We start from the raw sequence: 21713 nt of genomic DNA on the forward strand, positions 1-21713 counted from the left end.
GGACCAGGTCGACGCTTTCGAAATCCGAGCGATCCAGGCGCGAAAGGCCTGAATCAGCGCCCGACCTGACTGCGTCCTACGCCTCGACGGCCGGCGCAGCCAGGGCGCTGTCGACGTCGGCCTGCTGGGCGGTCGTGAGTGAGGCCTGTGGCTTGGCGGTCTTGGCCGCGGCCGCTCCGACAGCGGCCCCACCGACGAGGTTGCCGAGCAGTTCCCGGATGCCGATACCCATGGTCGACTTGAGCACGCCGTCGACCTCGGTGATACCGGAGGCGACATTCTTCGTCAGTTGGCTGGCGCCATCCGTGGAGATGACCGTCAGGTTGTCGATGTTCGCCATCGGAGCGGCCAGCTCGCGGGCGATCTCGGGCAGCATTTCCACCATGCGAAGCTGGATCAGCGCTTCACTCTGCTCGGCTACGGCCTCTGCGGACAGCCGGGTCGCGGTCGCCTCAGCGGTACCGCGGGCGAGGATGGCGTCAGCCTCGGCCTGCCCCTCCGCGCGGAGGGCCTCGGCGTTTGCGATGCGGCTGTCGCGGTCGGCGTTCGCGCCGGCCACTGCGGCCTCCGCCGCCGCGATGGCGGTCACCCGGATGCGGTACGCCTCGGCGTCGGCGATCGCGTTGACCTCGGATTCAAGCTCGGCCTTGCGGAGAGATGCGCGCCGCTGGGCGGTGAGCTCCTGCTCCTGCACGATGGCCTGCTGGGCCTTGGCCTCGGCCAGCGGTTTGGCCGCGGCGGCTTCGGCGGCGGCCTTGTCGGTGTCCAGCTGTAGCGCAGCTTTCCGAAGTGCCAGCGTGTTCTGGGCCTCGGCGATGGCCTGCTCGGCCAGAATGGCGGCCTCCTGGGCCTCCCGGTTGGCCGCGTGCTCGGCAACCTCGGCCTGGCGCCGCACCTTGGCCTGCTCGGCGCGTCCGAGGTCCCGGATGTAGTCGTTCTCGTCAGTGATGCCCTTGATCTCGAACGAGTCCACATCGACGCCCTGGTTGGCCAGGGACTCCCGGGCGGTCGCCAGCACCGAGGAGCCGAGCTCGTCGCGCTTCTGGATGATGGTCATCACGTTCGTGCCACCGATCGACGACCGCAGCGATCCCGACAGTACTTCCTGTGCGAAGCCGTCGATGTTCTTGTCCTGGCCGAGAAACCTCTGCGCGGCGGCACGAATGGCGGCCGGGTCGTCGCCGACCTTCACAATGGCGACTGCTTCCACGGTGAGGGTGACGCCGTTCTGGTCCTGGGCGACGGCCGTGATCTCGATCGCCCGGCTGCGCAGGCTGATCTTGAACGCCTTTTGGAAGAAGGGGGTGATGAACACACCCTGGCCGTGCACGACGCGTTGCCCGGATTCCTCTAGCGTGGCGCCGTCGACGATGGTCTTCTTCGATTTCTTGCCGGTGATGATCAGGGCTTCGTCCGGCCCGGCATTCTTGTAGACGCTCTTGGCATAGAACAGGCCGATCAGGAAGACGACGATACCCAGCATGATGAGACCGGGGATGGGGCTGAGCAGGAATTCAAACATGGGGTCCTTCCGTTCCGCCGGCACGAAGATCATGCACGTGGCCTGGCACTTCGCGCGGCGCGCGCGGGCACGAGACCCTCGAAGCCTAGTGGTCCGAGTCAGGCGGAACCATTCCCATTCGGGGGGTGCAGGTCAGAGCAGGCCGCGCTCCTGAGCGATGGTCACGGCCCGGGCGCGGTCGGTGGCCTCAAGCTTCTGATAGATGTTGCGCAGATGTGTTTTGACGGTGTTCGGGCTCACATTGTGCTTGCGGGCGATGTCCGCCACGGATTGATGGAAGGGCAGCTCGCGCAGCAGCACCCGCTCCCGCTCGGTGAGCGGTGCGACCAGGGCAGGGGTTGGCCCTGGGCCTGGGCGATTCTCCCCCGGCGCCTGAGCGGACCGAGTCAGAATCCGGCTTGCGAAACCGTCGAGGTCCCCCAACCGCCCGACTCTGGTGCCGAGAAGGGACACCCCGAGCCCGCCCACGGCCAGAAAGGCTCTCTCGACCCGCAGCTGCTCAGCCAGGCGCAGCGCCCGAGCCAGACGGGCATCCGCTTCGGCGGATCGTTCACCCTCCTCGGCGATGCCGGCGAGCACGATCCAGGCGCTCACGAGCGTGGATCCGCGCCAACACCGGGCGGCCGGCGTCGCGGCGGCTTTCAGCCGTTCACCGGCGCCATGGCCGCCCGGGGCCGGCGGGTACGCGAGGGAGCGGAGCAGCACGGCCTCCAACGAGTCCGCACCCAGCACCTTTTCCACCAGGAGCGTGACACGTCGGGCTTCCGCCCGCCCGTCCAGCGCACCGGTCAGCTCGAACCAGGGAATGCAACACAGGCTCAGCACACGCGGGTGGGCATCCGCATTCTCCCGTATCAAGGCATTCAGACTCTCGAGCGCCGATCGCCGCCTCGGGTCCGCCGCCGATGCCGACAGGGACAGGAGGGTCTGGGCGGACACGATCAGTCCGGAATCGCACACCAGAGGGTCGGCCGTGACAAGCCGTTCCAGGATGCCCCGGCGCCCGTGGCCGGGCGCGCTGCGGCACCCGTCGCCCGAGCCAGTTGATCGTCGATGAGGCTGGCGCGGGCCCAGTCGCCCCGGCGCGAGGCCGCCACGGCGGCGAGGTCGCCGGCAAGCAGGAACAGCCATTGGTAACCGGCATTCCGCGCGGTCACGGCCACCATTCGCAGTCCCGCTTCGGCTCGCTCCGCCTCGCCCAGACCGGCGCGGCACCAGGCCTCCGCGGTGGCGGCCAGCAGGTCGACACCGAGGTTCTTCCGCCTCCCCGGTGCGGTGCGGACGGCGCCCAGCCTGGCCAGACGGTCCCGGATTTCATCAGGTGTGGCTGCGAAGAAGGCGGCAAGCGCGTCAATCACGACGGTCCAGACCTTCGCACTGCCGCCGGACGCGAGCCCCGCCGTCTCGAGCTCCGCCAACAGGTGGCCGGCCTGCCCCCGGTCGGGAAAGTACGGCGCGTCCAGGAGCAGCCTCAGGGACGCCGTCACGGATGCACCTGGGTCCCCGGCGCGCGTGGCGGGCTCTGCCAGGGCACGAAGGACGAGGTCTGGCGTTCCCCTGAGCACGAGATCGAGACCGAAAGCATCGAGCATCTCGGCGGTGAGGATGGGCAGCCCGGCAGCAAGCGCCTGCTCGAGAGCGTTTTGACCGTCGGCGCGGCGCGCGAACCACCGGGCCGCGGTCTCGTGAGCCGCCGCCGCCACGAAGTCACGTCGCCGCGCCTCGCTCTGCAGATAGGCCAGCAGGATCGGGTGGATGCGATACGCCCTGGTGTCGTCGCCGCTCTCCCTGGTGATGAGTGCGCTGGGCCCGGCCAGCCGGTCCAGCACCGCCCCGGCATCCGCTCGCTTCGTCACCTCGACGGCCAGGTCGACCGAGAGGACAGGCCTGACGGCGGCGCGCAGCATCGTGTTCTCCTCACCGTCAGCCCAGCCGGCGATGATCTCCGACCGGAGGAAACCGGCCACCGCGGGATCGTCACCGTCAAAATTCGCCACCAACCGTGCGGAATCGTTCCTCCCGTGCAGGAACGGCACGATCAGACCGGTCACCCATCCCGCAGTGCGCTGCAGCATGATCGTCGTCTCCTCGTCCGTCAAAAGGAGACGATGCGCGGCGGCGAGCGCCAGCAGCTCGCTCCGATCGAACGCCAGGTCCGCAGGCGCCACGTCGACCATGGAGCCGTCGCCGCGCAGTCGCGTCGGCCCTGCGCCCGGCCGGGTGCGCCCGGCGACCACGAGACGGATGCCCTCGGGCGCCGACGCGACCAGCTCGCCCACCAGCCCCGGCCGATCCCCTTCGACACGGTCCAACCCATCGATGAACACGTACCGGGTGTCCCCGTCGCCTGACACCCCCGAGCGCCGCCCGACCTGCCGCCAGACATCAGCGGGATGCAACCGGCCCGGCTCCGGCGCGCGTACCCAGGTGATCGACTCCCCCTTCCGGTGAAGGCGGCCTGCCCAGGCGGCCAGCAGGGTCGTCTTCCCGGAGCCTGCCACAGCCCACACGCAGACGCAGCGGACTTCGCCGGCGATGAGCCGATGAAATGCGCCGTCAAGCCGCGGCCGCTCCACCTCAGCGGTCGACCGAGCCGGGACCAGCGCGCCGACCCCCGGTGACGGGGCAGCCGGTGACGGGGCAGCCGGTGACGGGGCAGCCGGTGACGGGGCTCCCGGTGTCAGGGCTGCGCCCGGAACCGCCATCTGAGCCGGTATCCGATGCGAGGTCATAGAGACACGTCCTCCATTCGCGGCCCCGAGTGGTCGTTCAGCCTCGTCACCCTAGCTCTCGGCCTGCCCCACGGCTAGGGTGCCCGGTGCACGCCGCACCGACGGCAGCGGGTTCGAGCGTTCGGAATTCACCCGTTCCGGGTGAAGGTGGTCCGGCCGCCTGGACGTACAACAGTGGCACCCGTCACATTGTGTCGTGGTCGACGCTCGACGCTCAACGCTCGAAGACGGCAGTGCCCGAAGATGAGGAGAACGTGCCATGGACCTCTGGGAAAACCTGTGGGGGACGATCTGGTTCTTCTTCTAGACCTTCGCGATAGTTTCGTATTTCTTTGCTCTCTTCGGCGTCATCGTCGACCTGTTTCGGGACCGGCAGCTCGGCGGCTGGGCGAAGGCGGCGTGGTTACTCGCCCTGTTCTTCGTTCCCTTCCTCACGGTGCTGATCTACGTGATCGCCCGCGGCGAGGGCATGGCGGAACGCAGTTCCAAGGAGTCGAAGGAGTACCAGGCGCAGACCGATCAGTACATCCGCAGTGTCGCCAGAACCAGTGCCGGGCCCGCGAAAGAGATCAGCCGGGCGAAGGCCCTGCTCGATGCGGGCACAATCACCCCGGCCGAGTTCGACGCCCTGAAGTCCCAGGCGCTGTCGAGGTCTTCCTACACCCAATAGGACAGCCACCGAATAGGACAGCACCTGATCGAGCCGGGCGCTGCTTCATGCCTAGACGGCGTCGAGCGCGTAGCCCTCTTCACCGTGCACGATGGTGTCCACTCCGGCCACCTCGTCTTCGTTGTTGATTCGGAAGCCGATCGTCTTCTGAATGATCACCCCGATGCCGTAGGCCATCACGAAGGAGAAGATCGCGATGCCGAAGGCTGCGACGAACTGCACCCAGAGCTGGTTGAGGCTGCCGGTGTCGAGCAGGCCGATGCCCGACCCGAAGACACCGATGTAAAGCGTTCCGATCATGCCACCGATGAGGTGGATGCCCACCACGTCGAGCGAGTCGTCGAAGCCCCACTTGAACTTCAGGTCGATGGCAACCGCGCACACCGCTCCGACGAGGACACCGAGGACGATCGCCCAGAACGGGGTGAGGATGTTACAGGCTGGGGTGACGGCGACGAGCCCGGCGACGGCACCCGAGGCGGCACCGATCGAGGTGGGCTTGCCGTCCTTGATCTTCTCGACGATCAGCCAGCCGAGAATACCGGCGGCGGGAGCGACAAGCGTGTTGATCCAGGCGAGGGCGGCGACACCGTCGACGGCGGCTTCGGAGCCGGCATTGAAACCGAACCAGCCGAACCAGAGGAGCGAGGCGCCGAGGAGGGTGAGCGGAACGTTGTGGGGCTTGGAGATGCCCTTCTTGAAGCCCACCCGCTTGCCGAGCACCAGGGCGAGAGCCAGACCGGCTGCACCGGCGTTGATGTGCACGGCGGTGCCACCGGCAAAGTCGTTGACCCCGAGAGCGGCGGGAGCCCAGCCGTCGGCGAGGTTGAAGACCCAGTAGGCGACTGGGAAATACACCAGGGTCGACCACACGGCGGCGAAGATCAACCAGGCGCCGAACTTGGCACGGTCGGCGATCGCACCAGAGATCAGTGCGACGGTGATGATGGCGAAGGTGGCCTGGAAGCCGGCGAACGCCAGCCCGTTCAGGTCGGGAGTGAGGGATCCGTCTTCACCGGCGCCGAGCAGCCCACTCAGGCCGAGCAGCCCGGACGGGTTGCCGAGGAAACCGGGGATCAGCGGCGGGCCGAAGACAAGCCCGTAGCCGTAGAGCACCCACAGCACACCGACGACGCCCATCGCGCCGAAGCTCATCATCATCATGCTGATGACGCTCTTTGCCTTCACCATGCCGCCGTAGAAGAAGGCAACACCGGGAGTCATCAGAAGCACGAGGGCGGCCGCGACGAGGAGCCACAGGGAATTGAGATTCAGGGCTATTTCATCAGGTGTGGCGTCCAACAGGACTGACAGTTCAACCATGGATATGGTTACCTCTCGCTAACTAACAGTGATTGCCGTCGACGTGCACAGGGTGAGCGGTTGATCGTGTCTCGGCGGGTACAGAGTCAGTTTGGAGTTGGCAGGTTTCGGTGAGTGCGCGCGGATGTTTCGCCCGCGTTACGCGCCGTGCGACGGTGTTAACATCGCGTTTCGGCAAGCAGAGCGGTGGTCAGGCCCCGATCAGTCGTGGATCAGTCGTGCGGTGGAAGCTCACCTGTGGTCAGCGCCACGAGACGGGACTGGGACCGCTGGTACTTCTTGCGGTAACCGCCGGAGAGCATCTCCTCGTCGAAGACCTCGTTCAGTGGCTGGCCGTTGGCGATGATCGGAATCTCCGCGTCGTAGACCCGGTCGATGAAGGCGACCAGCCTGAGGGCATCCGTCTGGTCGGTCAGCAGGTACACATCGGTCAGGGCGATGACGTCGATGCCGTGGATCAATTTGATGTACTTCGACGGATGCACCGTGCTGAGATGTCGGATCAGGTCGCCGAAGTCGTCCCGGGTCACCGTGGAGCCGCGTTCGACCAGGGCGGGCACCAGCTGGTCCAATTCGTCCCGGGGCACGGCGATGGCGTGGCCCTCGATGTCACGCCTGCGGTAGTCGAGGCCGTCGATGCGCACGATCTCGAAGTTCGCGGACATCGCCTGGATCTCGCGGAGGAAGTCGATCGCGGCGAAACGCCCCTCGCCGAGCGAATTCGGCGGAGTGTTCGATGTGGCGGCGACGCGGGTACCCGAGGCCACGAGCTCGCCCAGAAGCCGGGTCATCAGCATGGTGTCGCCCGGATCGTCGAGTTCGAACTCGTCGATGCAGATCAGACGGGCGCCGGAGAGCTGCTTGACGGTGGCTGCATAGCCGAGTGCTCCCACCAGTGCGGTGTACTCGATGAAGGTGCCGAAATATTTCGGTCCCGGGGCGGCATGCCAGAGCGCGGCCAGCAGGTGGGTCTTGCCGACGCCGAAACCACCGTCCAGGTAGATGCCCGGCAGCTCCGGCTTGGGCTTGCGGGTGCGGGAGAAGAAGCCGCTGGGCCGTTGGGCCAGCCAGGCTCCGGCAAAGGCGCCCAGCCGTTCCACGGCCTCGAGCTGCGAGGGGAAGTTCAGGTCAGGTCGGTACGACGCGAAGGAGGCGTGCTCGAACTGGGGCGGCGGAACCAACTCGGCCACGATCTCCGGCCCGGTGATGCTCGGAGAGCGATCGGCCAAACGTTGCACCTGGCTGAGAGCTTGTGGAGCCATGCTGTAGTACCCGGTTTCTGTGTCGGACTGATAGTCCCGGTCGGAGCATCATCGTTGAAGAACGACCGCGGATGCGATCAGGAGCCATACCGCGTAGATTCGAAAACGCGGACCGGTAACCAGCCTAAACCGCGCCCATTTGATTCCGGTGTCCATCGGACGCCACCAGGAGGTTCCCCCCCATGTCTGTTGATCTCGATCCGGCACCGAAGTTCATGGCCTACGCCCACCCCGAACGTCTGGTCAGCACCGAGTGGCTGCAGGCGCATCTCGCAACCCCCGGTCTTGTTGTCGTCGAATCGGACGAAGACGTTCTGCTCTACGAAACCGGCCACATTCCGGGAGCCGTGAAAATCGACTGGCACACCGACCTCAATGATCCGGTCGAGCGCGACTTCGTCGACGGTGCCGCCTTCGCCGCAATGCTCGGTGCCAAGGGCATCTCCCACGACACCACAGTGGTCATCTACGGCGACAAGAACAACTGGTGGGCGGCCTACGCCCTGTGGGTGTTCACCCTGTTCGGCCACGAAGACGTACGCCTGCTCGACGGTGGCCGTGACAAGTGGGCGGCCGAGGAACGAGGCCTCACCCGAGACAGGCCCGTTATCACCCCGACCGTGTACCCGGTCACCCCGCGCAACGATTCCGCCATCCGCGCATTCCGCGAGGATGTCTTCGCACACTTCGGGAACCCGCTGATCGACGTGCGCTCCCCCGAGGAGTACACCGGCGAACGCACCCACATGCCGGCCTATCCGGAGGAGGGTGCCCTGCGCGGCGGCCACATCCCGTCGGCGGCGTCGGTGCCGTGGGCGCGCGCCGCTGCCCCGGACGCCACCTTCCGCACCCGCACCGAGCTGGACGCCATCTACCGTGACGAGGCCGGCCTCTCCGACGGCGACAACGTCATCGCCTACTGCCGGATCGGCGAGCGGTCCAGCCACACCTGGTTCGTTCTGACCCACCTGCTCGGCTTCGAAGGCGTGCGCAACTACGACGGGTCCTGGACCGAATGGGGTAACGCCGTACACGTGCCGATCGTGATGGGCACGGAGCCGGGCGACGCACCTCAGCCCCGCTGAGCCGGTCGGCCCACTCGGATTCCGGGGCCTCACGGCCCGAGCATGGCAGAATGAGTGTCGATGACCGCCACCGAACTTCCCGCCAAACTGGCCGAGATCCGCGCCGACTTCCTCGAACTCGAGGAGTCCGACCGGCTGCTGCTGCTGCTTGAGTTCGCCGACGAGCTACCGGCGCTCCCGCCGCGCTACGCGGAGCACCCGGACCTGCTCGAGCGGGTCGTTGAATGCCAGTCCCCCGTCTTCATGTTCGTTGAGGTGGACCACGAGTCTGCGGTGCACCTCTACGCGACCGCTCCCCGGGAGTCGCCGACGACCCGGGGCTTTGCCTCGATCCTGGCCCAGGGTCTGGATGGCCTCAGCGCCCAGGAGGTGCTCGATGTGCCGGATGACTATCCGAACACGATCGGATTGACGACAGCGGTGTCTCCCCTGCGCATCCGCGGCATGACAGCCATGCTCGCCCGCACCAAGCGCCGCCTGCGCGAGGGCGCTGCGTGACCCTGACCCGGGTGTTTCCGGAACCGGACGCGGGCGGCGACACGGTCGACCTGCCGCGAAGCGTCGACGGGCTCGACCCGGTCAGCCGGGACTGGCTGTTACGGCGCTACGCCCCGGCGCCGGGCGCGTACCTGCGGGTCAATATGATCGCCAGCCTGAACGGCGGCGTGGCCGGGACCGATGGCACCTCGGATTCCCTCTCGAGCCGCCTCGACCGCCGGATCCTGGGTGTGATCAGGGAACTCGCCGACGTCGTCCTGGTCGGCGCCGGCAGTGTCCGTGCGGAGGGGTATATCGTGCCGGCCCGAGCGGCCCTCGCTGTCGTCACCAGCAGCGGAAACCTGGCCGGTCATCGGCTCGAGCACGTTATGCACCGGGACTCCGCACACCCGGACTCCGCAGATCGGCAGCCGGTGTTCATCCTCTGTCCGCGCTTCGCAGTCAGCCGGGTGGAGGCCGCCACGGTCGGGGCCCAAGCGACCGTCGTGCCGCTCGACGATGAGAACGGTGTCCTCACTCCGGCCACGATTCTCGCGGCTCTCTGCGCCCTCGGCCTCCCGCGCATCGTCTGCGAGGGAGGACCGGTGCTGGCCGGGCGATTCTTCGCGGCCGACCTGGTCGACGAATTCTGCCTGTCCACGAGCCCCCAGGTGGTGCTCGGCGGCCGGGGTTTACTCGAATCGGCCACGGCCGGATCCACCGGATTCAGGATGCGGCAACTTCTTCTGGACGACCAGGGAGCGACATACGCTCGGTGGGAGCGATCTCGACCAACCAGTTCGTGATGGCCTGATTCCAACCCTCGCGGTCGTAGTTCCACAGCTTCGTGTGCCGCGCTACCGCGAACGGCAGAAAGGTCACGATGTCGGGTCGGCGCCCGGCCAGGGCGCGGGAGCCGGTCGCGGGCACGAATCCGTCGTCGTCGCTGTGCATCAGGAGCACCGGAAAATCGAGCTCGGCGGCGCGCGTGACGAAATCGAGGCGTCCGAAGTCGATCGGTTGGGTCTGACCGGTGACGATCTTGCCCCAACGCCGTCCCAGGACCTCCAGAGCACCGCTGGCGATGACCGCGGGCAGGCCGAGCAGGCCGCCGTGGAAGCGCGCGACATCCGCCCAGTCGATCACGGGCGAGTCGAGCACGATGCCGACGATCCGGTCGCGCAGCGTTGATCGCGTCGCGCTCTGCAGCACGATCGCGCCGCCCATGGACCACCCCATCAACACGATCTCGGTCGCACCGCGGTGCACCGCGAACGCGATCGCCGCATCGACATCCTGCCATTCCGCGTCTCCAAGGGAATACCGGCCGTCGCCGCTGCGCGGTGCCTCCCCGTCGTTGCGGTACGACACGAGCAGGGACGTGAAGCCCGCATCCCGGAAGACCGGCGCCGCTCGCAGCGTCTCATGCCGCTGCACCCCGCGCCCGTGCACCTGGATCACCCAGCGGCCGTCCGGCTCCTCGGCCGGGATCAGCCAGGCCGGGGCGTCACCGACATCGGTAGGAACGAGCACGTCCTCGAAGGCGAAGCCGAGGTCCCAGGGCCCGAGGTACGAGTAGCCGCCGAGTCGGCCGCGCTCGGCCCGGGCCAGATCCCCGTGATCGACGCGCAGGATGCGCCGCGTCACCTTCGTGGGCGTGAGACGGAGGATCTCGCCCAGGTGGGCGTGTCCTGTATCGCCCGAGAACCAGAAACTGTAATCGCCCTGCAGTACGGAATCCGCCGTGGACTGCAGCGTGATCGTGCCCGCCACGAGGTCGACGGAGTGGATCCGCACGTCGTCGGAGCGCGTGGACAAGGGCGTCACAATCCGACGCGCCATCACGGCCGCCAAAACACCGCCCGCGACCCCCAGCAACACTGTTGCCCCGGCGACTGCGATCCCGGTCACCGCCAGAAAACGCCTCGGGTACCGCCCTGATCCCGCCCTGTCACGCATGACTACCTCCCCTGTCCGGCGTGCCTGACCGACTCCGCTCGAAAAAAACTCTAGTCTGCACACGTGCCCGAAACACAAGAAACGCTCCCGCCGGAGTTCGCCGCCGCCCGCGCATCCTTCGCACGTGCCCGCATCCGTACGGAGCTTGTGGTCAATGAGATTTCCGCACCCGGAAACCTCGCTCCGCACTCCATCGCCTTCTCGGCCGACGTGACCCCGGTGCGTCACGGGAGCGACTCCGATCTCGGGACCGGACGCTTCATCCTGCTGTACGACCCGACCGAGCCCGAGGAATGGGGCGGCGCCTTCCGCGTCGTCTGCTTCGTCCAGGCTCCCCTGGAAACCGACATCGGCCTCGACCCGTTCGTCGCGGGGGTCACCTGGTCGTGGCTGGTCGATGCTCTCGACGCCCACGGGGCACGGTATACGGCGGCCTCGGGGACCGCGACTAAGATTATCTCGTCCGGCTTTGGCGAACTTGCCAGGCAGGGCGATGGCGCGCAGATCGAACTGCGGGCCTCGTGGACGCCGCTGGACCATAATCTCGCCGCCCACGTCGAAGGATGGGGCGAGCTGCTCTGCATGCTCGCAGGTCTTCCACCCACTGGCGAAGGAGTCAGCATGTTGTCCACACGCCGAACCGGTCGTGCTTGATCACCAGGTGATCGATACGCGGGACGCTTACCTCGCGGCGACCGCAGCCCTTAGCGCGGGCACGGGCCCGATCGGCATCGACGCTGAACGAGCCTCCGGCTTCACCTACTCCCAGCGCGCCTACCTGATCCAGATCTATCGGCGCGACGCTGGCACATTTCTGTTCGACCCGCCCGCGATCGGCGACTTCTACGAGCTCAACCAGGCTCTGCGCGATGACGAGTGGATTTTTCACGCCGCGAGCCAGGACCTGGCCTGCCTGCGCGAGGTCGGACTTGACCCCCGGCACATCTTCGACACTGAACTGGCCGCTCGCCTGCTTGGAATCCCCCGGGTCGGCCTCGGCACGGTGGTGGAAGAGCTGCTCGGCATCCATCTTGCCAAGGAACACTCCGCTGCCAACTGGTCGACCCGCCCGCTGCCGGAGGCCTGGCTGGTCTACGGCGCGCTCGACGTGGAACTGCTTCCCGACCTGCGTGACCGTATGGTCGACATGCTCGCCACCGATTCCAAGACCGACATCGCCGCGCAGGAATTCGCCGCCGTGCTGGCGCGTGAGGCCAAGCCCGTCGGCCCCGAACCGTGGCGCCGCCTTTCCGGCGTGCACTCCATCCGGGGACAGCGTGGCCTGGCCGTGGCCCGGGAGTTGTGGCTGGCTCGCGACGCTCTGGCGCAGGAGCTGGATGTGTCCCCAGGAAGGCTCGTGCCCGACGCGTCGCTGACGGCGGCAGCACGGGCCATGCCGGCGAACCGGCAGGCCCTGGCTGATCTGAGGGAGTTCAGCGGCCGTGCGAGCCGCAGCGAACTCGACCGCTGGTGGGGTGCCATCCAGAAAGGCTTGGCGTCAACCGACCTGCCGTCGCTTCGGGGGAACGGCGACCTGCTCCCGCCCCCGCGCGCCTGGTCCGACCGCAATCCCGAGGCTGACCTGCGCTACAAGGCCGCTCGCGCAGCCCTGACCGTGGTCTCCGAGGAGCTCGCCATCCCGCTGGAGAACCTCGTCACCCCGGACTATGTCCGCCGAGTGGCGTGGACACCGCCCGAGAACGTCGACCCCGCATCCGTCGGGGAGGCGCTCGCGCACCTGGGTGCGCGCACCTGGCAAATTGAAGTGACCGCACAACGGATCGCCGATGCCTTTGTGGATGTCCACCAATCGATCGAGCTCTCTTCGGAAGCGGATTCGTAGGATCCGTCCAAGGATTCGACCCTCCACGGGAGCCCCTTTAGGATCGACCGACACCTGATCGATGATGGAGGCAAAGTGGCCGATAGAACAGAAGTCGTGTTTGTGGACGGGGTTCGGACCCCGTTCGGACGCGCCGGTGAAAAGGGCATGTACTGGAACACCCGGGCGGACGATCTCGTGGTCAAGGCCATGATCGGACTGCTGGAACGCAACCCGACGGTCCCTGGGGAACGCATCGACGAGGTGGCGATTGCCGCCACCACCCAGACCGGCGATCAGGGCCTCACGCTCGGTCGCACGGCGGCACTGCTTTCCGGGTTGCCGAAGTCGGTACCCGGATTCGCCATTGACCGGATGTGCGCCGGTGCCATGACCGCCGTGACCACTCTCGGAGCCGGGATCGGATTTGGCGCCTACGACTTGGCCATCGCCGGCGGCGTCGAGCACATGGGACGCCACCCGATGGGTTCGGGCGTCGACCCGAATCCGCGTTTCCTGTCCGAGCGCCTGGTCAGCGAGGACGCTCTCAATATGGGCGCCACGGCCGAGCGCATCCACGACCGGTTCCCGGCCTACACCAAGGAGCGGTCCGACCGGTTCGCCCTGCGGAGCCAACAGAAGGTCGCCGCGGCCTATGCCGCCGAGAAGATACAGCCCGACCTGGTGTCGGTTGCGATCCGCAGCGATTCCGGTTGGGGGCTGGCGACCCGCGACGAGGCTCCCCGCCCCGAAACCACGATGGAGGGCCTCGCGACTCTCAAGACTCCCTTCCGTCCCCACGGACGGGTCACTGCCGGCAACGCGTCCGGGCTCAACGACGGTGCCAGCGCCTGCCTCCTCGCCAGCGGCAAGGCCGCCAAGGACCTCGGTCTCACCGTCAAAATGAAGATGGTCAGCTTCGCCTTCGCCGGCGTTGAGCCGGAGGTCATGGGCCTCGGCCCGGTCCCCTCCACCGAGAAGGCCCTACGCAAGGCCGGCCTCAACATCATGGACATCGGCCTGTTCGAACTCAATGAGGCTTTCGCCGTGCAGGTCATCTCGTTCCTCGACCACTTCGGCATCGACGACGAGGACCCGCGGGTGAACGAGTACGGCGGCGCGATCGCCATCGGACATCCGCTCGCTTCCTCCGGCGTGCGCCTGATGAACCAGCTCGCCCGTCAGTTCAGCGAGCACCCGGAGGTGCGCTACGGCCTCACCGCCATGTGCATCGGCCTCGGCCAGGGCGGCACCGTGATTTGGGAGAACCCGAACTTCAACCGGAAAGCAAGCAAGCGATGAGCAACTACTCCGAACTCGATTTCACCCCGCTGGTCGAGCTGTCTGCCGACGAGGTCGTCACCCACTGCTACGTACACGATGTGCCTCTGTCCGGTGGAAAGATCCTGGCGTTGGTCACGCTCGACAACGGCCGGGACCACACCCGCCCGAACACGCTCGGCCCGATCACCCTGCTCGAGTTCGCCATGACGATGGACCTTCTCCGGGAACGCGCCGCCCTCGGCGCCATCCACGGAGTCGCCGTCACCGGCAAACCGTTCATCCTCGCCGCGGGCGCCGACCTGAGCAAGGTCAGCGAGATCCCGTCGCTCGCGACGGGCAAACTACTGGCCCAGTTGGGCCACTATGCGCTGGGCAAGCAGGCCGAACTGGGTGTGCCCTCCTTCGTGTTCATCAACGGGCTCGCACTGGGGGGCGGGCTGGAGATCGCCCTCAACGCCGACTACCGAACCGTCGACGCGACCGTGCCCGCGATCGCGTTGCCCGAGGTGTCCCTTGGGCTGATCCCGGGCTGGGGCGGCTCCTACCTGCTGCCCAACCTGATCGGCATCGAGAACGCGCTCAAGGTGATCATCGAGAATCCGCTCAAGCACCGCACGCTCAAAGCGGCGGATGCTCTCGAGCTGGGCATCGCCGACGTGCAGTTCGCCTCGGCCAGGTTCCTCGAACAGTCCATCGAGTGGGCCGATGGCGTGATCGCCGGAAAGACAAAGGTCGCCCGGCCCAATACGCCCGGCAAGGTCGAACGGCTCGTGAAATGGGATGTGGCCGTGGGAGTGGCCCGCAAGATGCTGGAAAACCGCATCGGAACCGTCGCCCGGTCGCCGTATATCGCCCTCGACCTGCTCAAAGCAGCCAAGAGCGGATCTCGCCAGGAAGGATTCGAGCGGGAAGACGACTCCTTGGCCGAACTCATCTCCGGAGACCAGCTGCAGGCCAGTATTTACGCGTTCAACCTGGTGCAGAAGCGAGCCAAGCGGCCGGCCGGTGCGCCGGACAAGGCCCTCGCCCGCCCGATCAAGAAGGTAGGCGTCATCGGCGCCGGCCTGATGGCCAGCCAGTTCGCCCTTCTCTTCGTGCGTCGCCTGCGCGTGCCCGTAGTCATCACTGACCTCGACCAGGCCCGCGTCGACAAGGGCGTCGCGTACATCCACGGCGAGATCCTCACCTTGGAGACCAAGAACCGTATCTCCCCCGACGAGGCCAACCGACTCCGCGCTCTGGTCTCGGGAACGACAGACAAGGCACAGTTCGCCGACGCCGACTGGGTGATCGAGGCGGTCTTCGAGGAACTCGGCGTGAAACAGGATGTCTTCGCCGAAATCGAGAAGCACATCTCTCCCGACGCCATCCTCGCCACCAACACCTCGTCCCTCTCGGTCGAGCAGATCGGTGCGAAGCTGGCCCACCCCGAGCGCCTGGTCGGTTTCCACTTTTTCAACCCAGTGGCGATCATGCCGCTGATCGAGGTCGTGAACACCCCGCGGACCAACGACGCCACTCTCTCCACGGCGATGGTCGTGGCAGCCAAACTGCGAAAGAACGCGGTCATCACCCGGGACACCCCCGGGTTCGTCGTGAACCGCCTCCTGGCGAAGCTCCTGGGTGAGGCCATGCATGCCGTCGACACCGGCACCCCATTCGAGGTCGTCGATGGGTCACTGGCTCCGTTCGGGATGCCGATGACCCCGTTCGAGCTGCTCGAGCTGGTCGGCCTCAAGGTCGGCGCACACGTTCTGGACACCCACCATGCCGCATTCCCGGACCGGTTCTTCGAGAGCGCGAACCTGCATAAGCTGGCCGAGCACGGAACCATTCTGGAGCGCGACGCCAAGGGCAGGATCAAGGGCTTCGACAAGGGCGCCGTCAAGATCGTCGCGGGCGGGCAGACCCCGATGACAGCCGAGCAGATCCTGCGCCGGATCGAGGACGGCCTCGCCGATGAAATCAAGCGGATGCTGGACGACGGCGTCGTGCACGCCGCGGAGGACATCGACCTGTGCATGATTCTCGGGGCCAACTGGCCGTTCCAGATGGGCGGGATCACTCCCTACCTCGACCGTGTCGGCGCGAGCGAACGGGTCTTCCAGGGCACGTTCCACACCCCACCGATCCGCGGCGTCGCTGCCGCGGGCCTGCCTGCCACCCGCACGACCGTAGGCGACTGACCGTAGGCGACTCACCGTAGGCAACTCACCGTAGGCGACTAACGGCGATATTATTGTGCGGCCGGCGGGCCGGAAGGGTGAGGCCCGCCACGTGGGGGCGTTGGGGTTCGCCCGGGTCGGGGTTTTTCGAACCGGGCGTTCCCCTTGCCGACGTAGGCGCTCAGGGGACCTCGATGCACGGAACCGCGCCTGTGATGAACAGCGACCACGGGGTGATCTCAGCCCCAGCCTTCCAGAAACGACCCGACCATTCGATGGGGAATCACCTAGTCGTGCTGACGGTTTGCCGGGATGCTCGCGGTGTCGGCGCGGTCCGCCGGCAGGGGCCGCGCATGCGGGATCTTGCTGCCGAGCACCATTGCGACGACATCGCGGGCGATGCGCTGGGGGGTGAGCCCAACACGGTCGAGGATCTCGGCGCGGGTGCCGTGGTCGAGGAATTCGTCGGGCAGCCCCAGTTCGGTGACCGCCGTGTCCACGCCGGCTTCACGCAGATCCTGACGGACACGGGTGCCAACGCCGCCGACCCGGATGCCGTCCTCGATGGTCACGACGATGCGGTACTCCGCGGCCAGGGCCACGATGCTCCGCGGTACCGGGACGACCCAGCGCGGGTCGACGACGGTGGCTCCGATGCCCTGGGCTGCGAGCCGGTCCGCCACATCGAGACCCATCGCGGCCATCGGCCCGACGGTGACGATCAGCACGTCTTTCTGGGCTGATTCCAGGAGCACGTCTACGCCGTCGTCCAAGCGGCGCACGGCGTCGATTGGGACGCTCACGCTGCCCTTGGGGAAACGCAGCACAGTGGGCGCGTCGTCGACGGCCACGGCCTCTTCGAGCTCCTCTGCCAGGCGCACCGAGTCCCGAGGTGCCGCTAGGCGGATCCCGGGGACGACCTGAAGGATCGCCAGGTCCCAGATGCCGTGATGGCTGGGACCGTCGGGCCCGGTCACCCCGGCCCGGTCGAGCACGAATGTGACGCCGGCCTTGTGCAGGGCGACATCCATCAGGACCTGGTCAAACGCCCGGTTGATGAAGGTGGCGTAGAGCGCGACGACCGGGTGCAGGCCGCCGAAGGCGAGGCCAGCGGCACTGGTGACGGCGTGCTGCTCGGCGATGCCCACGTCGTGTACCCGGGCAGGGAATCGCTCGGCCATCTTGTGCAGGCCGGTGGGACGGAGCATGGCCGCGGTGATGCCCACGATCTTCGGATCGAGTGTGGCGAGGCGCAGCAGCTCGTCGGCGAACACCGACGTCCAGGAGGGTGCGCCGGCTGATTCGATGGACTCCCCTGTTTCCGGGTCGATCTGGCCGACCGCATGGAACTGGTCGGCGGTGTCCTGAACGGCCGGGTCGTATCCCTTACCCTTCTGGGTGATCGCGTGCACGATCACCGGCGCGCCGTAGCCCTTGGCCTGATGGAGCGCCTCGACCATCGCCGCCATGTCGTGGCCGTCGATCGGGCCGATGTACTTGATGTCGAGGTTGGAGTAGAGCGCCTCATTGTTGGAGAACCGGGCGAGGAACCCGTGCATGCCGCCGCGCACACCGCGGAAGAACGCCCGGGCGGGCGCGCCCATCCGTTCGAAGGCCTGACGGCTGGTCAGATAGGCACTGTGGTACGCCTGTCGGGTGCGCACGGTGTTCAGGAAGCGGGCCATGCCGCCGATAGTGGGCGCGTAGGAGCGGCCGTTGTCATTCACGATGATGATCAGGCGACGGGTGTTGTCGTCGCTGATGTTGTTGAGGGCTTCCCAGGTCATGCCGCCGGTCAGGGAGCCGTCGCCGACGACCGCGATCACATGGCGGTCGCTCTGCCCGGTCATCTCGAAGGCTCGGGAAATGCCGTCAGCCCAGGACAATGAGCTGGAGGCGTGGGAACTCTCCACGATGTCGTGCTCGGACTCGCGCCGCTGCGGGTAGCCGGCCAGGCCGCCGGCCTGGCGGAGGAGGCTGAAGTCCTGACGCCCGGTGAGCAGCTTATGCACGTAGGCCTGGTGTCCGGTGTCGAAGACAATGGCGTCACGCGGGGATTCGAAGACCCGGTGCATCGCGATGGTCAGCTCGACCACGCCAAGGTTGGGACCAAGGTGCCCGCCGGTCTTGGAGACTTCCCGAACGAGGAACGCCCGCACCTCGGCCGCGAGCTGGACGAGCTGGTCCATCGAGAGGCGATCCAGATCTCTCGGCCCGAAGATCGTGTCCAGTAGCGCCATCGATAACACCTTTCACGTTGCGCTATCCGCCACCAGAAAACCGGCGCATAGATTCGGTCAAGCCGAGTCTACGCGCCGGTTTCGGTAGCGAGCCGAAAGGCTCCTGGGTGCTAGGCGACCAGCGAACGCAGGACGTACTGCAGGATGCCGCCGTTGCGGTAGTAATCGGCCTCACCCGGAGTGTCGATGCGGACGACCGCGTCGAACTCGACCGTGGCCTTGCCGGGGGCAGACTGCGCACTCGGCGCCGCCGTGACGCGCACCGTCTTCGGGGTGACCCCGCTGTTCAGCTCGACGAGACCCTCGATCGTGACGACCTCCGTGCCGTCCAGTCCCAGTGATGCCCAGCTCTGGCCGGCCGGGAACTGCAGCGGCACGACGCCCATCCCGATCAGGTTCGAACGGTGGATGCGTTCGAAGCTCTCCGTGATGACGGCCTTCACCCCGAGGAGGCTGGTGCCCTTCGCGGCCCAGTCGCGGGACGAACCCGAACCGTATTCCTTGCCACCGAAGATGACCAGCGGCGTGCCGGCGGCCTGGTAGTTCTGCGAAGCGTCATAGATGAACGCCTGCGGCGCCCCGTCAACGGTGAAGTCGCGGGTGTAGCCACCCTCGACTCCGTCCAGCAGCTGGTTGCGGAGACGGATGTTCGCGAACGTGCCGCGGATCATGATCTCGTGGTTGCCGCGGCGCGAGCCGTAGGAGTTGAAGTCGCCCCGTTCGACTCCGTGCTCCAGCAGGTAGGCACCGGCCGGGCTGTCGGCCTTGATCGATCCAGCAGGGCTGATGTGGTCGGTCGTGACCGAGTCGCCCAGTTTGGCCAGCACACGGGCACCGACAATGTCGACCACCGGGGTGGTCTCCATGGTCATGCCGTCGAAGTATGGGGGCTTCCGCACATACGTGGACTCAAGGTCCCACTCGAAGACCTCGCTGTCCGGTGTCGGTAGGCCGCGCCAGCGCTCGTCGCCCTCGAAGACATGGCCGTACTGCTTCGTGAACATGCCGGTGTCGATCGAGCTGTCGATCGTGGACTGCACCTCGGCGGAGTCGGGCCAGATGTCCTTGAGGAACACCTCGTTGCCGTCGCTGCCGATGCCGAGCGCATCCGTCTCGAAGTCGAAGTTCATCGAGCCCGCGAGGGCGTAAGCGATGACCAGCGGCGGGCTGGCCAGGTAGTTCATCTTGACGTCGGGGCTGATCCGACCCTCGAAGTTGCGGTTGCCTGAGAGCACCGCGGTGACGGCCAGGTCGTTGTCGTTGATCGCGGTCGTGACCTCGTCGATGAGCGGGCCGGTGTTGCCGATGCAGACCGTGCAGCCGTAGCCGACTGTGTAGAAGCCGAGGGCCTCCAGGTCGCCGGTGAGGCCGGCCTTCTCGTAGTAGTCGGTGACGACCTTCGAGCCCGGAGCCAGGGTGGTCTTGACCCACGGCTTGCTCGTGAGGCCCTTCCTGACGGCGTTTCGGGCGAGCAGACCCGCGGCGAGCATGACACTCGGATTGGACGTGTTGGTGCACGAGGTGATGGCCGCGACAGCGACCGCTCCGTGGTCGAGCGTATAGTTCGCGCCGGCCTGCGTGGTGATCGCGACGGGCCTGGACACGCTGATCGGAGCGTGGCTCACGTGGTTGTGTGAGGCCTTGTGGTCCAGGTTCTCGTCCTCGGCGGTAAAGCCGATCGGGTCTGAAGCCGGGAAGGAGGCCTCGACGGCCGCGTCCACAACAGTCCAGTCCTGCGTCGCGTAGCTCTGCAGGTCAAGTTCGAACTGCGACTTCGCCTCGGTGAGGATGACGCGGTCTTGCGGGCGCTTCGGGCCCGCAATCGACGGCACGACGGTGCCCAGGTCGAGTTCGAGGTACTCGCTGAAGACGGGCTCCTTGTCGGCATCGTGCCACAGGCCCTGCAGCTTCGAGTAGGCCTCGACAAGTGCAACCTGCTCGTCGCTGCGACCGGTCAGGCGCAGGTAGTCGAGGGTGACGTCGTCGATCGGGAACATCGCGGCCGTGGATCCGAACTCCGGGCTCATGTTGCCGATCGTGGCCCGGTTGGCCAGCGGAACCTGCGAGACACCCGCGCCGTAGAACTCGACAAACTTACCGACCACGCCGTGCTTGCGCAGAATCTGGGTGATGGTGAGCACGACATCCGTCGCGGTGACGCCGGTCGGAATGGAGCCGTTGAGCTTGAAGCCGACCACCTTGGGAATGAGCATCGAGATGGACTGGCCGAGCATGGCTGCCTCAGCTTCGATGCCGCCCACACCCCAGGCGAGTACGCCGAGGCCGTTAACCATGGTCGTGTGCGAGTCGGTCCCCACGCAGGTGTCGGGGTAGGCCTGGAGCACGTCGTTGCCCTCGGCGTCCGGCACGGTGCGGGTCATCGTGACGCGGGCCAGATACTCCAGGTTGACCTGATGCACAATGCCGGTTCCGGGCGGCACGACCTTGAAGTCGTTGAACGCGGTCTGGCCCCAGCGCAGGAACTGGTACCGCTCACCGTTGCGCTCGTACTCGATCTCCACGTTGCGCTCGAGGGCCTCCGCGGTTCCGAACAGGTCGGCGATGACGGAGTGGTCGATGACCAGCTCGGCCGGAGCCAGCGGGTTGATCTTCTTCGGGTCGCCGCCGAGTTCGGCGACGGCCTCGCGCATGGTGGCGAGGTCGACGATGCACGGCACGCCCGTGAAGTCCTGCATGACCACGCGGCCAGGCGTGAACTGGATCTCGGTGTCGGGTTCCGCCGTTGGAACCCACTCGCCGAGGGCACGAATGTGGGCCTCGGTGATGTTGGCGCCGTCCTCGGTGCGAAGAAGGTTCTCCAGCAGCACTTTCAGGCTGAACGGGAGCTTCTCGTAGCCCGACACCGCGTCAAGACGAAAGACCTCGTAGTCCGTCGACCCGACCCGCAGGGTGTCCTTGGCTCCAAAACTGTTTACAACCGCATTATTAAGCGCCGACACGATGCCCTCTCCTTCGTGGAAACCGACGGCGAAACCGTCCGCAATCCTCAATCCTGACGACCGGACGCCTGCCCCTGCCAGCAAGGGTAACCTAACCGGCGGATGCCACGTGCGGACGATGTCCAACGCCGAATTATCTTGACGTAGAGATAACTCTAGCGGTGCCACCGCGTTTCCCGCGCTTCTTTCCGGCGGGTGTCACGGAATCGTGG

The 21713-nt window shown here is 66.7% G+C and carries 16 protein-coding genes; 8 read left to right on the forward strand and 8 right to left on the reverse strand.

Annotated elements, in window-relative coordinates; genetic code table 11:
• Window positions 1–76: 76 nt before the first annotated feature.
• From E3O22_RS15445 to E3O22_RS16010, 3 genes are all read right to left on the reverse strand, one after another.
• Window positions 77–1522 (reverse strand): flotillin family protein, encoded by a 1446-nt coding sequence (locus E3O22_RS15445; RefSeq protein ID WP_166784677.1) that lies wholly within the window; start codon window positions 1520–1522, stop codon window positions 77–79.
• Window positions 1523–1654: 132 nt separating this feature from the next.
• A complete protein-coding gene (locus E3O22_RS15450) occupies window positions 1655–2461 on the reverse strand; it encodes a LuxR C-terminal-related transcriptional regulator (RefSeq protein WP_206750857.1) in 807 nt (268 codons plus the stop codon).
• Between the two features lie 2 nt (window positions 2462–2463).
• The gene (locus tag E3O22_RS16010) at window positions 2464–4023 is read right to left on the reverse strand and encodes a hypothetical protein (RefSeq protein ID WP_166784679.1); all 1560 of its coding nucleotides are present in this window, start codon (window positions 4021–4023) and stop codon (window positions 2464–2466) included.
• Between the two features lie 580 nt (window positions 4024–4603).
• Between E3O22_RS16010 and E3O22_RS15455 the strand changes: the two genes are divergently transcribed.
• Window positions 4604–4924: an SHOCT domain-containing protein gene (locus tag E3O22_RS15455; protein ID WP_370448478.1), complete on the forward strand. Its 321-nt coding sequence runs from the start codon at window positions 4604–4606 to the stop codon at window positions 4922–4924.
• Between the two features lie 51 nt (window positions 4925–4975).
• On the opposite strand, the gene E3O22_RS15460 is transcribed toward E3O22_RS15455, so the two are convergent.
• Window positions 4976–6247 (reverse strand): ammonium transporter, encoded by a 1272-nt coding sequence (locus E3O22_RS15460; protein ID WP_134396208.1) that lies wholly within the window; start codon window positions 6245–6247, stop codon window positions 4976–4978.
• 212 nt (window positions 6248–6459) lie between these two features.
• Window positions 6460–7509 (reverse strand): cell division protein ZapE, encoded by a 1050-nt coding sequence (gene zapE, locus E3O22_RS15465; RefSeq protein ID WP_134396207.1) that lies wholly within the window; start codon window positions 7507–7509, stop codon window positions 6460–6462.
• A 182-nt stretch (window positions 7510–7691) separates the two neighbouring features.
• Between zapE and E3O22_RS15470 the strand changes: the two genes are divergently transcribed.
• Genes E3O22_RS15470 through E3O22_RS15480 form a run of 3 tightly spaced genes read left to right on the forward strand, consistent with a single transcriptional unit; the run spans window position 7692 to window position 9877 of the window.
• A complete protein-coding gene (locus E3O22_RS15470) occupies window positions 7692–8594 on the forward strand; it encodes a sulfurtransferase (RefSeq protein WP_134396206.1) in 903 nt (300 codons plus the stop codon).
• A gap of 60 nt (window positions 8595–8654) precedes the next feature.
• Window positions 8655–9092, forward strand: a complete 438-nt coding sequence (locus E3O22_RS15475) for a SufE family protein (RefSeq protein WP_134396205.1) — start codon at window positions 8655–8657, stop codon at window positions 9090–9092.
• Window positions 9089–9877, forward strand: a complete 789-nt coding sequence (locus E3O22_RS15480; protein ID WP_134396204.1) for a dihydrofolate reductase family protein — start codon at window positions 9089–9091, stop codon at window positions 9875–9877. Before E3O22_RS15475 ends, E3O22_RS15480 begins: the two co-directional genes overlap by 4 nt.
• On the opposite strand, the gene E3O22_RS15485 is transcribed toward E3O22_RS15480, so the two are convergent.
• Complete coding sequence (locus E3O22_RS15485) at window positions 9798–10982, reverse strand: S9 family peptidase (protein WP_166784680.1); 1185 nt, start codon at window positions 10980–10982, stop codon at window positions 9798–9800. The genes E3O22_RS15480 and E3O22_RS15485 overlap by 80 nt on opposite strands.
• A gap of 111 nt (window positions 10983–11093) precedes the next feature.
• On the opposite strand from E3O22_RS15485, the gene E3O22_RS15490 reads away from it, so the two are divergent.
• From E3O22_RS15490 to E3O22_RS15505, 4 genes are all read left to right on the forward strand, one after another.
• Window positions 11094–11684: a DUF3000 domain-containing protein gene (locus E3O22_RS15490; protein WP_134396202.1), complete on the forward strand. Its 591-nt coding sequence runs from the start codon at window positions 11094–11096 to the stop codon at window positions 11682–11684.
• The gene (locus E3O22_RS15495; RefSeq protein ID WP_134396201.1) at window positions 11677–12873 is read left to right on the forward strand and encodes an HRDC domain-containing protein; all 1197 of its coding nucleotides are present in this window, start codon (window positions 11677–11679) and stop codon (window positions 12871–12873) included. The genes E3O22_RS15490 and E3O22_RS15495 overlap by 8 nt, the downstream gene beginning before the upstream one ends.
• A 75-nt stretch (window positions 12874–12948) precedes the next feature.
• Window positions 12949–14154, forward strand: coding sequence for a thiolase family protein (locus E3O22_RS15500; RefSeq protein WP_134396200.1), 1206 nt, complete (start codon window positions 12949–12951; stop codon window positions 14152–14154).
• Window positions 14151–16322, forward strand: coding sequence for a 3-hydroxyacyl-CoA dehydrogenase NAD-binding domain-containing protein (locus E3O22_RS15505; RefSeq protein WP_134396199.1), 2172 nt, complete (start codon window positions 14151–14153; stop codon window positions 16320–16322). Before E3O22_RS15500 ends, E3O22_RS15505 begins: the two co-directional genes overlap by 4 nt.
• A gap of 266 nt (window positions 16323–16588) precedes the next feature.
• Here E3O22_RS15505 and dxs read toward each other — a convergent pair whose 3' ends face one another.
• Together dxs and acnA are read right to left on the reverse strand one after the other, a co-directional pair.
• Window positions 16589–18541 (reverse strand): 1-deoxy-D-xylulose-5-phosphate synthase, encoded by a 1953-nt coding sequence (gene dxs / locus E3O22_RS15510; RefSeq protein ID WP_134396198.1) that lies wholly within the window; start codon window positions 18539–18541, stop codon window positions 16589–16591.
• A 110-nt stretch (window positions 18542–18651) separates the two neighbouring features.
• A complete protein-coding gene (acnA, locus tag E3O22_RS15515; protein WP_134396197.1) occupies window positions 18652–21501 on the reverse strand; it encodes an aconitate hydratase AcnA in 2850 nt (949 codons plus the stop codon).
• Window positions 21502–21713: the final 212 nt, after the last annotated feature.

This window comes from Cryobacterium sp. TMT2-18-2, assembly GCF_004402245.1.
GTDB lineage: Bacteria > Actinomycetota > Actinomycetes > Actinomycetales > Microbacteriaceae > Cryobacterium > Cryobacterium sandaracinum.

Coding starts and splice junctions, on each gene's coding strand:
- E3O22_RS15445 (WP_166784677.1), bottom strand. CDS start 1,522: ATGTTTGAATTCCTGCTCAGCCCCATCCCCGGTCTCATCATGCTGGGT.
- E3O22_RS15460 (WP_134396208.1), bottom strand. CDS start 6,247: ATGGTTGAACTGTCAGTCCTGTTGGACGCCACACCTGATGAAATAGCC.
- zapE (WP_134396207.1), bottom strand. CDS start 7,509: ATGGCTCCACAAGCTCTCAGCCAGGTGCAACGTTTGGCCGATCGCTCT.
- E3O22_RS15470 (WP_134396206.1), top strand. CDS start 7,692: ATGTCTGTTGATCTCGATCCGGCACCGAAGTTCATGGCCTACGCCCAC.
- E3O22_RS15475 (WP_134396205.1), top strand. CDS start 8,655: ATGACCGCCACCGAACTTCCCGCCAAACTGGCCGAGATCCGCGCCGAC.
- E3O22_RS15505 (WP_134396199.1), top strand. CDS start 14,151: ATGAGCAACTACTCCGAACTCGATTTCACCCCGCTGGTCGAGCTGTCT.
- dxs (WP_134396198.1), bottom strand. CDS start 18,541: ATGGCGCTACTGGACACGATCTTCGGGCCGAGAGATCTGGATCGCCTC.